Annotated in this window: 5 protein-coding genes and 1 pseudogene; 3 read left to right on the forward strand and 3 right to left on the reverse strand. The window is 57.3% G+C overall.

Going from position 1 to position 11,370, the window contains the following annotated elements:
* Positions 1–309: transposase (locus EVC45_RS42095; protein ID WP_248295485.1), on the forward strand; the 309-nt coding region annotated here is incomplete at its 5' end.
* A gap of 266 nt (positions 310–575) precedes the next feature.
* On the opposite strand, the pseudogene EVC45_RS42100 reads toward EVC45_RS42095, so the two are convergent.
* The 3 genes and pseudogenes from EVC45_RS42100 to EVC45_RS42115 all read right to left on the reverse strand — a co-directional run.
* Positions 576–749, reverse strand: a pseudogene (locus tag EVC45_RS42100) (IS21 family transposase); the annotation flags it as partial.
* A gap of 1,595 nt (positions 750–2,344) precedes the next feature.
* Positions 2,345–3,298, reverse strand: a complete 954-nt coding sequence (locus EVC45_RS42110) for an IS5 family transposase (protein ID WP_129964005.1) — start codon at positions 3,296–3,298, stop codon at positions 2,345–2,347.
* A 1,149-nt stretch (positions 3,299–4,447) separates the two neighbouring features.
* Positions 4,448–5,854 carry a replication initiation protein gene (locus tag EVC45_RS42115; protein ID WP_129964006.1) on the reverse strand — a complete coding sequence of 469 codons (1,407 nt, stop codon included), beginning with the start codon at positions 5,852–5,854 and terminating at the stop codon, positions 4,448–4,450.
* 679 nt (positions 5,855–6,533) lie between these two features.
* Here EVC45_RS42115 and EVC45_RS42120 point away from each other — a divergent pair.
* Positions 6,534–7,748, forward strand: coding sequence for a ParA family protein (locus EVC45_RS42120; RefSeq protein WP_129964007.1), 1,215 nt, complete (start codon positions 6,534–6,536; stop codon positions 7,746–7,748).
* The gene (locus EVC45_RS42125; RefSeq protein ID WP_129964008.1) at positions 7,745–8,725 is read left to right on the forward strand and encodes a ParB/RepB/Spo0J family partition protein; all 981 of its coding nucleotides are present in this window, start codon (positions 7,745–7,747) and stop codon (positions 8,723–8,725) included. The genes EVC45_RS42120 and EVC45_RS42125 overlap by 4 nt, the downstream gene beginning before the upstream one ends.
* Positions 8,726–11,370 lie beyond the last annotated feature (2,645 nt).

Genomic DNA, 11,370 nt, shown 5'->3' on the forward strand with positions numbered 1-11,370 from the left:
CAGGGCTCAACCGTCAGTCTGGATGGCGTCTACGACTGCCGCGAAAACCGCCGTGCGATCTTCAACCGCGGCATGAGGCCCAACATTCCCGAGAACCCGCGTGGGCGCAAGGCACCGAAGCGCGGTCGCAGACGGCATTTCGACGCGGCCATCTTCGCGGAGCGCTTCAGCACCATCGAGCGCGTGTTCGCCTGGGAGGACACCTTCCGCCGCCTGCTGCTGCGCTTCGAACGCATCAGTGCCGTGCACTACGCGCTCAAGACGCTCGCCTACACGATGATCAACCTGAGGCACTACTGCCGCAGCTGATCGCGGCCCTCAGGGCGGCCTGTCGCTACTTCGCCGGCGCATTGCGCCATGGCCGCGCGCGTCGTTACCATGTCGATCACTTCGCAAATCACACTTCCGCTTCGCGTTGCCTGTCTTGCCAACTCATGCATTTCATGAAACATATGCATTACTGATCAAATGCAACTTCAGTCTGCTTGAAACCCGCAATCAGTTGCGCGCGTAAAGCGTTGTTGCCGACCTTGTCACTTCGTATTCGCGAGGCTGCCGCAGCTCCGGAAGCAGTCTCGGGTGTTCCACCGATGCTCGCCTTCACCGAATGCATCGCGTTCGACAATCACGGACTTTGCGTTATCGAGCAGTACCGGATCGGGCGTGCCGACCAAGTAGACGAACGCTTCGCGCAGGCACTTGCACGATGTCTCGGCATCCTCGCCGGCAATGAAGCGCACGAAGCTCGCACTGTACTGACGTCAGAAACGGGGCGATCGGCGACACGTGCAACGCGCGCCCCGAACGTCTGCGGTACGAAAAAATCACTGTTTGAACGGCGCCCTTCTGCGAAGAATTCGTCGGGTTTGGAACGCCCTCTTCCGCCGCTGCCCGTAAATGAAGGGGTTGATAGCCCTCATTATCGACCCCTTCATCTTACGCCCCGTCTGTACAGCACCGGCGCACTGCTAATGCGGGAAGGCGCCCTCTGTCGATGGATGGTGATTCCGACCCTGGCTTCGGAGCGGCCGATTTCCGTCCACAGCCGAAAAATTTTTCGCGTTCCCTCTAAATCGGGCTCTCAGTATGTCGATAACGCCATACCACGAAGAACCAGTGGAAACGTCTTGCCTCCGAGAGGAGGCTTGAATTTTATGGAGCAGTTTCATGTTGAATAAAAGATCCCTTGTTCGCCAACTTCTTCGCATGCATGGCGAGATCTGCGACCAGCTTAAACTTGCCGCCACTTGCCAGGATCCGCAAAAATGCCTAGCGTTGAAAGCAATTCTCGAAAGAGAGATGCGAGAACGTTCATACTCGCGCTGGGAGCAGTTGGAAGCCATCTTTGGCCCGATTCCGAGATGCGTAAGGAAAGCTCGCCGCTGATGCCCGCACGGCGAGTGTGCGCGCCCCGCATTCTGTGGGGCGCCGTTTACATGAAGGAGTTTCGAACTCGGAAAGCTCGTCGGAGGTAACGAGAAGACCCACTCAAAATACGCCGGTCGCAGTGTCGTATCCATCCGAACGCACACGGTCTACAACAAATTTGGCGCAGTGATCGCCGAGTGAGAAGTATGTGTTTTTTCTCACGATCATCGCCCCGATATGCACCTACCACATCAAGTTTTGGTACTTGACCCCCACTTTTGTGGAGCTGCGCCCATCGTGCCGCGTAGTCCGAGGCTAATGGGGCGAGACAGGTAGTTGCATTTTATTTTTCTCATCGCAAGCGGGCATGTGCGCCTAAAACGTTGCCGTCGTCTTTTCCGACGGCAAACGACGCACCCGTCCGCGAGACAGCGGTGAATCTAGTTCCGCGACAGGCGAGCCGCTTCTTCCTCGACGGTTCGCAGACAACCTTCATGTTTCCACGACGGCCTGGCGAAGCGCTGAAAGTGAGTACGAGCGGAACAAGTGGATTCGCCGCGCCTCACGGGAGCCGAGCGCGCTCCCCCGTCAACGTTGCGTCAAATGAACTGATGGTCGGGTGCGGGGCGGAGATGCCCAAAGCCGCACTGGCTCCGCTGACGGCGACGCAACGCCAACTGGCGCGGGCGCGCCGTTCCAATTCCACCCACGCGAGTTCAAGCTCCCCGCGCGATTGTTGCTTTATCTGGCTAGACCGCCCGGTACTCCGCCGCGAGAACCTTGTTCGGAAGGTTGTCGACCGCATAGTGCGATTCGACTGTAGTTAGGGAAGGTCTGCACAACACGTTTTCAAAGCGCCGATTTTTTTTCACGTTGGGCGTATCGGCTGCAGGGTCTGCTAGCAGGTTGGTCGTCCGGCTTTTGAAGCATGATGACCTTCGTTTGCCGAGACTCACGGCCTGATCCGCCGGACGTTTCACGCTTTGCTTAAATCCTTGCGCGCCATCCAGAGGTTGCCCAGCGCAAACAGTGTCGTGATCTGCGCGGTGTTCTTCACCAATCCTCGGTACCGGGTCTTCGTATAGCCAAACTGCTGCTTGAGCACGCGAAACGGATGTTCAACCTTCGCGCGCACGCCAGCCTTCAGGCGCTCAATCTGGTTGTATATCGCGTCCAGACGATTGGTCAGGTCCAGTTGTCGACGCTTGCCCGGTCGCATCGCGACATGCCAGCGTACCGGGTTCGCCTGACAGCGCTTTTCAATACCCTGATATCCGGCGTCAGCGTACACATCCTTTTCCTGGCCGTGCAACAACGCTTCGGCCGCATTGATGTCGTGCACGTTGGCCGCCGTACCAATGACGGTGTGGACCAGACCCGACTCTGCGTCCACGCCGATGTGCGCTTTCATCCCGAAGTACCATTGATTCCCTTTCCTCGTCTGATGCATCTCCGGGTCCCGTTTGCCAGAGCCGTTCTTTGTCGAACTGGGTGCGCTAATCAAGGTCGCGTCGACCGCCGACCCAGCCTTCAACATCAAGCCTTTTTCACTCAGGATCTCATTGACCAGGGCGAGCATCTGCGCGGCCAGTCCGTGCGTTTCGAGAAGGTGGCGGAGCCGCAGAATCGTGCTTTCGTCCGGCAAACGCGTCATACCTTCGTCCAGCCCCGCAAACTCACGGTACAGCGGCACGTCATATAGCGCCTCTTCCATCGCCGGGTCCGAAAGCCCAAACCACTGCTGCATGAAGTGAATCTGCAGCATCGTCGCAACCGGAAACGGCGGCCTTCCAGTCTTACCCTTCGGATAGTGCGGTTCGATCAACGCAATCAACCTCGACCATGGCACAACGCGCCTCATCTCATCGAGGAATTCCCGCTTGCGCGTGCGTTTCGTTGAAAGATCCAGACCAAGACCGAGCTGTGTCATCGAGGAGCCCCTTTAATTCGCGTTCTTCCAGGATAGGCCAACCAGTCTTCAGCGTCAGGACTTTTGCAGACCTTCCTTAGAACTCTTCAAGTTACTTTGCCGTAGACATGCGCAGCACAGTCGAGAGTGGCGCGCGTCAATCAAGGTGAGGTCTCTCATCCGGATTGTCGCGCCACACGAGAGGCTGTCTCTTTGCCAGACGTCATAGATGAACCGCATATGATGATTGATGCACGCGATAGGGCCACATTGACTGGGCAAGCCTATGGCGGGACGGTGTTGTGGTGAGTTTGATGCCACGTCCTGGTGCGCATTCCGGCTAGCCCGGTAGATGAGCCACTATATACGGTGACGCACTCGTCGAGCGCTTGCAAGGGGATGTCAACGGCTGTCGCGAGCGTGGACCCACGCAAATACCCCATCGGCACTTGCGGAGTCTTCTAGCCAACTCAATTGCAGAGAAGGCTCCATGTCGCCACACATCCCGTGCACAATTGAGTCAATCGACCTGCTCGTAACCGGCACTTTACTGCCGTGGCACACCGCCCAGCACTGTGGCTACGCAAATTTGGTATGCGACGAGTAACACCGAATCCTTGCGCTCGATTGTCGGGCAGATGACATCTACGCGACAGTTGGATTACCAAACGTGTAGATCGTCAACTACCTTGGCCGAGTCGAAGCCTACTCGGTTTGGCTTTGCTGCGGCCTTCCTGACGTATTCGCTGTGCACTGCGCTTGGCCGGCAGAGTCAAGAGTAGGTTGTGCAGAGCCCTGAACATCGACACCATCGACAAAACATGAAGGGTCCACGACCTCCTCGTTGCGGCGAACTGCTCGAATGTGGGCACCTCGGAGCCAGCGGCGCCGCGCATGCTCAATGAGCGCCGCCAGAAGAAAGGCCGCACCCTCTTCTACCCGTACAAGGTACTCACCCTGTTCCCGCCGGGCCGACGCTCATCTCGCGATCGTGGCGGCACGCACGAGTCGCCGAACGTATATCTCCCACGTGGGCACCCGCGGTAGCTCCATGAGATGCATCGTGGCGAGACGGACTGGATTAACGCAACGACAGTGAATGCTGGTCCAGGGTTGATGCATGGACAGTTTTACAAGTGAAGGCGTAACCGGTGCCGGCCGCCGCCCCGCTTACTTCGGGCGCGCGTCGATGACCTTTTTCATGCGCGAACACACGTGGGTGCAGAAAGTCTCAGCGAGCTGCCGGTTTGTTGTTAGGATGTTCTCGGTAGTGAGCGACTCACGCAAGACGCCAATCCTGGCCATTTGGCGCTGGTGCAGCAGCCTCGTCACAAACGTGTGCAGTAGTTCTTTTCGGATATGGGCCTCCGCCGTTTCATAGAACTCCCTGCCGGCCTCAGCCTCCGAGCGGACTTTGGCGGCCGCAATTTCGGCCTGGGCTTTCTCAGCCTCTCGTCGTTGCGACTCCGCGTTTTGACGGGCACGTGCTTCCTCCTGCGAATGCTGAGACTGTTGCGACTGAACAGCTAGCATCTTCTTTTCGGCGCCACCAATGCGGTAGTTCCCTTCGAGTGACTTGAAGAGATATCCCTTGGGGCTGACGGTGACCTTGCCCTGCGTCAACCTGGTCTGCGTGTATTCGATGGCCTGCACCAGGCGTTCATCCGTCCAGGTGTGCCGATTATTTGCGAGGCGCAGGAAGTCCAGCTCATCGAACGCGAACTCGTTATGCAGCACAAGGTACATCTCATCTGGAATGCCTGCGCGCGCGGCATCCGCGCCCTGCTTCTTCGTGAACCGGAACCGTAGTTTCATCTTGTCCACGGACACGCGCGCGGCGTTCGCTTCCCAGCTGACCTCAAAATCCGACTCTTCGTTGAGCTGCTGCAGGGCAGGGTCAAGGAAATGCTTCCGGAACTCCTTGAAGACCCTGCGCGACGCGCCGACCTTCCCTGGCCATTCGAGAACATCTTCGTACGCGAACCACTCGGTTACACCGTGGCCCTCGCATGGAATGAGGCGGTCATAGACTGCGCGCGCGAGCGATAGCGTAAACTTTGCAGCATCGCGCAGGCTGAGCCAATGAGCCTTATACGGGCTGATGAGATATCGAATCACCCGCCCTGAGAGCAAAATGCACACGACGTTTCTCTCGATATAGCAATCGCCAAGCAGACTTATAGTGCCCCACGAGTCCTTCTCGGTCAGCTCCTCGATTGAGGGGGCTGTCATGATTTCAACGCGGGCCTTGGCGGCGGCACGCATCTGGGTAACGAGATGGCTGTGGTTGCGACTGTCGTAGCGCATCAGCCATTTGAAGTAGTTGATGTCCTCGGAAAACGTGTACACCTTGTCGTCGATGAGTTCGTCAGGTGCCTTCGAAGCGACGATAAAGTATGCCGCGTCGAGCACCCGGCGCGCGGCGATACCGAGTCCGCCGACACGGGTGAAGATGTTGTTTCGGAGATACCCGATGTCCCTGTCTGCCTGGTCTATCCGCGCGTCTTTCCCGGACATGTCGTCGTAGATGTCCAAGGCAAGTTGATGCGGCGTGGCGGCAAGCGTCGGGTTTTCCATTCGTTCTTTCGGCTCAATGCCGGCACTGTATCAGCCAAGCAGCGGCTGTCAACACAAAAACCGCCCCCGATGTCGGACCCTTTTCCAGCACAAAAACCACCCCTTACCTTCCAGCTGGCGCCCAAAAACCGCCCGACGTTCTCACAATTTCCGCGCATCCAAACCCAATTTCTGCCCGCTGCATCACAAAAAGCGTCCCCGTCTTCACAAAAACCGTCTCTGTTCACAAGCTTTTACATTGATTAAAAAGGCTTTTCCTAATTCTGTTGGTTGGTTTTTGTTGGTTTTTGTTTACAAAAAGCAGACAGGCATAGGCCCCAATAACATGAAAAATCAACCTAAAATGAAGCGCGGTACATACGTAACCATATGATTTTCATCGGCAATTTAGCTGTATGAGAAGACGAGCACAAAAGTCATTCAGGGGGTGGTTTTTGTGCCGATGACTCTCTCGCTCGGCTCGGCGAAACGGGAACGGGTCGCCGCGCGCAGTGGCTCGTCCAGGATCTATCGCCCTTGACTCGTTCCACGTCTGATCGCGAACACACGATTTGGACGTGAAATCAATTAACTGTCGCAGAACCTTCATGTTTGGGCTAAAAAACAAGACTCAATACAACCCTGTTTACACATAATGGTGTATTCTGCGCTTTATCGTCAAAACACGGAGAAGTGCAGAATGGATGCAGCGGCTACCGCCCTCCCTATTGAAAGCCGTCGCACGACGCTTCGCGAGGTCGCAGAGTTCGCCGAAAAACTCGCCCCGTTCGCGGATAACCTGCGCGAGCAGATTCTCGCGCCGAGGCCGCGCAAGACCGCTCCCATATTTACGATCAGCGAACTGGCCGACATGTGCAATCTGTCGCGCCAGCAGATCCAGTATCTGGTGACGAAGGCGGATCAGGGGCTTCCGTCGGGCACGCTCAACGGCAGCGGTCGCAGCCGGACGTTCACGCTTGCCGAAGTGCGCACGTGGGTGAAGATGGCCTCGGACGTCTATCAAACGCGACTTGCGGAACCGGACAGCGATTTTCGAGGGCGGGTGTTGACGACAGCTCAGCTGAAGGGAGGTTCTGCGAAAACCACCACGACTGTCTGCCTCGGACAAGCCTTGTCGCTGCTCGGGCGCAGAGTGCTCATCATCGACCTGGACCCACAGGCTTCCGCTTCGGAATTGTGCGGGCTGTATGCAGAGAAGGAAATTAGCGGTGAGGACACCGTCCTCCCCTACATCTATGACCAGTCCATCGAAGGGGGGCTGAGTTCGAAGGTGCAGAGCACCTATTGGGATGGCATCGACATTATTCCGGGGCACACGTTCTTGTATGGCGCTGAGTTTCTGTTGCCGGCCCGGCAGAAGACGATGAAGGGTTTTCGGTTCTGGTCGGTGCTTCGCGAAGGCCTCGAGCCGCTGCGTTCGCAATACGACTACATCCTGATGGACACCTCGCCATCGCTGTCATACATGAATCTTAACGCCTTGCTCGCCGCAGACGCACTCGTTATGCCGATGGTTCCGGAGAACTTGGACTTCATCAGCTCGATGGCGTTCTGGCGTCTCTTTTCAGAAGTCGCGGGCGACTTCCTCGCGTACGAGGAAGACAAGGCCTATGAGTTCATTTCCATCCTTCTTTCCAAGGTCGATTACGGCAAGACGTCATCGGCACCGGTGGTTCGGCAATGGGCTCAGACAGCTTACGGGAAATGGTTGGACCCTTTCGAAATTCCGGCAAGCTCAGTGATGAGTGGTGGGGCCCTCTCATTCTCCACGGCACTGGATATCACGAATACGCATTCGACCGCTAAGTCGCTTCAGCGAGTGAAGCAACCGTTGATGCAGTACGCGCGTTGGCTTGACGACATGTTCGTCAAGAATTGGAAGGAGGAGGCATGAGCAATATTCGCGAGCAGCTGTTGGCCAAGACTGCCGGTCTGGCGTCGCCGGCTGAGATGACGCCGGTGAGGAAAGAGGCTGATAAGGGTACTCGCAGTCCGCAAACCATGCCGGGACTTACCAGCGCCTTGACCGCAGCGCAAATCCGAATCCAGGAGCTTGAGGATAAAGGAGTAGGGACCGATTTGCCGGTCAACGGGATTTCGCCGAACCCATGGCAACCCCGCCGCGAATTCAATGAGACTAAGCTGCATGAATTGGCTCGCTCGATTGAAGAGACCGGACTGCTGCAATCGGTTCTAGTGCGTCGAGTGGGCGATGACGGCTACCAGCTGGTAGCCGGTGAGAGACGTTGGCGTGCACATAAGCTCCTGAATCGGGAGACCATCAAGAGTGTGGTCATTGACTGCACTGACGAGGATATGGCTGCGCTCGCGCTCGTCGAGAACGTGACGCGGGACGACCTCTCCGATTACGAGATTGCGCTGTCGGTCCGCCGCGTGGAGAGTGAGTTTCCGAATAAGACACGTCTTGCCAAGACAATGGGCATTTCCAGAAACGAACTCTACCGATACCTTGCCTTCGATGAGCTTCCTGACTTCGTTAAGCGTGACTTGGACCTGAGGCCGACGCTCTTGCAATCAAATCAGGCGCAGGAGATTGTGAGCGCGGTGAAGAAGACCGGCGATGCGGGCATGAAGGCGCTAGCGGAGTTGTGGCCGCAGGTAGTAGCGCGCGACCTCCTTGAGTCTAAGATCGCTCCTGCGATTCTCGCGGCAGCGACTCGCGGGGTTTCGACACGTGACGCGGCGGGCCGAAGCATCCTCAAGATTTTCTCTGGAAATGTCCAGGCTGGCAGCATCACGAAAGATCTCTCGGGGCTGACCTTCAAGTTCAAGGCCGGTGTAATCTCCGAGGAGCAGGAGCGTGCGCTCAGAGAGACAGTCGCGAAGATGTTTTCGGTTCAGCCAGAGTAGGTCCGTAAGCCTAGGATTAACAGCCTCGCGTTTGCGCGAGGCTGTTTTATTGGCGGGCCAATTTCCTCGCGAGACGTGAGTGTTCGGACCCGAACACTTTTTTGGCCGCTAGACTCGTCGACCTCGTGCGACGAAGATGTTCGGATCAGATTACTCATGTCTGAGCGGCAAGGAATTCGGAACCGAATACGTCTGGCAAAAAGAGAACGGCCAGCCACGAGGTCTGACTTGTCGCAAGAGACATTCCTTTTAATGGACGATGCGTCGATAGAGCGCTGATGCTGTTCGAAGCGAATGTCCATGGCCGCCAGAAATCCCGCCATCCTTGATTTCATACCGCGTTTGAGACCGTCCTTCAAGATCAGCACATCAGTTTGCGAATTCATGATCTAGTCCTGAGATATCGCGCCAATCGCTTAACTCGGCAACCCTCCCGACCTGTCGTTTTCTGCATTAGTGGCGTTTGATTTCATGTACTTGGTGCTTGGGCATGGCACGCACGAAGCTAATGCAATCACTAAAGATGACTCGTTCCCGAGAAAGGTCTGCCCCTCTAGGTTCCAGCCCTGCACCTTGTGCCAATGGACCTGGACGCATTCATGTGTGAACCCACGCCCTAAAGCGATGAGCCAAACTTCGACGAATGCAGTAGCGCTGCTAGCCAGCGCCATCAATTGTTCCGCGATTGTCTCGGTGAGAATCCGCTCCGTTGTTAGAGCGAGCACCGGTCGTTTTTTTATTTTGGCCATGATTTTCCCTCTTAGATAAGCCCCCGATCCGAAGCCCGGCTTGCGTGACTGCAAGACCATATAGCTACGGTTCGGGGAGGCCGCCCAAAGGGAAAATCAGGCCGTGTCACCAGGAAGCTTTGCGACTTCCTTGATGCGACGTGTGCGCTCGGCGCGCTTGTAGATGGCGGTGCTGACGAACGCTTTACCCAGCAGGAACTGGACGACGTCGACCGTGAACTTGCACGCGATTGCATCCGTGGCCCATGTTCGGCGAAGGGCGCGCGGAGCCACCCCGCGCAGCGGCGCGCGCTTAACCTGCTCGAGCGGCAGGCTCCCATCTTCGGCGAAACGGAGCGGTCTGGACGTCAGAGGCGGGAACGGGCCGCCGGCGCGAAGCCATTGCCGGTGTGGTTGCCGCCCTTGCCCAGATGTTTGTCCGCCGCGATGGTCGTCGCGCCCGCGTCGACGCCCGAGAGCAGCGCCATCGCACGTCGAAGTCGTGGCAACGGTCGGCCCAGTGAGCACCCAAGACGTCAATCACGGGCTCCAAGGAGACTACCGTGCGGGCACTTGCTGCCCTTGCCTAGGACGGCCAGCTCATACAACTGCACCTTCAAGCTGTGACGCTCTGCCACCGGCCTGAGCTCGTCGCGTGTGGTGGTCGCCGCCTCCGCCGGGTGCACACTGTCGGCATGGCCGCGCCCTGCACAATATCGTGCAAAGACAGCCGAGGGCCCGGTGCAAAAGCGGTTGACCTACGGGCGCGGCGGCTTGGCGCGCATATCCGCTCGAGGATTTCAGGTCCTTGGGCAGCGTCGCCCAGAGATCACGGGGGGAGAGCCTACGTGATGGCGATGTGATTCTTCTCTAGCGCGGCGACGGGGAACGCGACAATCAACCGCCGATTGCCGCCGAGGCGCCTTGAGGGATGAATGCGATGTCGACCGTTGCGCCCGGACGTTTTTCGGTGGCGCGGCAACCGCTTCCAGCACACGGGCTTCACGGGTCTGGAAGCTTGCGTGGCATGAAGGTCTATCGTATGCCCAATGAATCGGGCAAATTGAGTTGATTCACTTGCTGCCAGCGGCCGCCCCGTCCAGATTCCGATTAAGTGCACAGCGCAGAGCTCGCGAGTCTCGAGGCGATTGCCGATGAACTGAGATTGCCCTTCGGCGAAATGCTAGTCCCCCCACGGCCAACCAGGCTAACGCACTTCGAGCATCCGTAGCGCAAAAAACTGTGGGAAACGGCTTATGAAAGGTGGTTCGACCTGCACGACCTAAGACGCTCCTCTCCACTGAGGGTGCTTGAGGATTATTCACATTGAAAGGTGATGTTGAACGTCTGCGGGCAACGACAGCACTGTACAGCCGCGAATGGGACACACGTTCCGTCACAAAGGTTGCCCCTTCGCATCATCGCGGATAAACGCTGCTCGCGAGGCCGCCCGCGTGTTGCGGCGTGGGTCCGTCGCGCAGGGAGCACAAAACTGGAGCGCGGTTGGTTCCTTGACGACCCCGCACCGGTCCTAGGTTAATTGTGGCATTTAACTTTGTACACCTAAATAACAGTCATCCTCTGACCCTGATCTATGGCCGTGGGCCCAGAACGTTAGCGGCGGCCGCCGCGTCATCTTGTGAAACATTGCGGAACAGTCTTCGATTGCTTGAAAGCCCCGACCGGCACGGCCTTCCCGCTATTTCCGGCGTTTGTTTCACGGCAAATTCTTGGTCGGAGCACAAAAAAACTGAGTGTACGACCGTAGAACAATGACGCCCGGGCGCCAGCGATTTGGTCGTAGTGAGCGCTACGTAATTTGTAACGGACGTGAGCCGGTCTACTGGTTGCAGGTTTTTCGCTGGGGTTAAAATGGGCGGAGAGGCCGGTTGGGTAAGGGATTCGAGCGGTTGTCGC

The organism is Paraburkholderia sp. UYCP14C (genome assembly GCF_004197395.1).
Classification (GTDB): domain Bacteria; phylum Pseudomonadota; class Gammaproteobacteria; order Burkholderiales; family Burkholderiaceae; genus Paraburkholderia.

What these genes read in the sequence shown, in the direction of transcription:
- EVC45_RS42110 (WP_129964005.1), bottom strand. Translation starts at nt 3,298, where the DNA reads ATGACACAGCTCGGTCTTGGTCTGGATCTTTCAACGAAACGCACGCGC.
- EVC45_RS42115 (WP_129964006.1), bottom strand. Translation starts at nt 5,854, where the DNA reads ATGGAAAACCCGACGCTTGCCGCCACGCCGCATCAACTTGCCTTGGAC.
- EVC45_RS42120 (WP_129964007.1), top strand. Translation starts at nt 6,534, where the DNA reads ATGGATGCAGCGGCTACCGCCCTCCCTATTGAAAGCCGTCGCACGACG.
- EVC45_RS42125 (WP_129964008.1), top strand. Translation starts at nt 7,745, where the DNA reads ATGAGCAATATTCGCGAGCAGCTGTTGGCCAAGACTGCCGGTCTGGCG.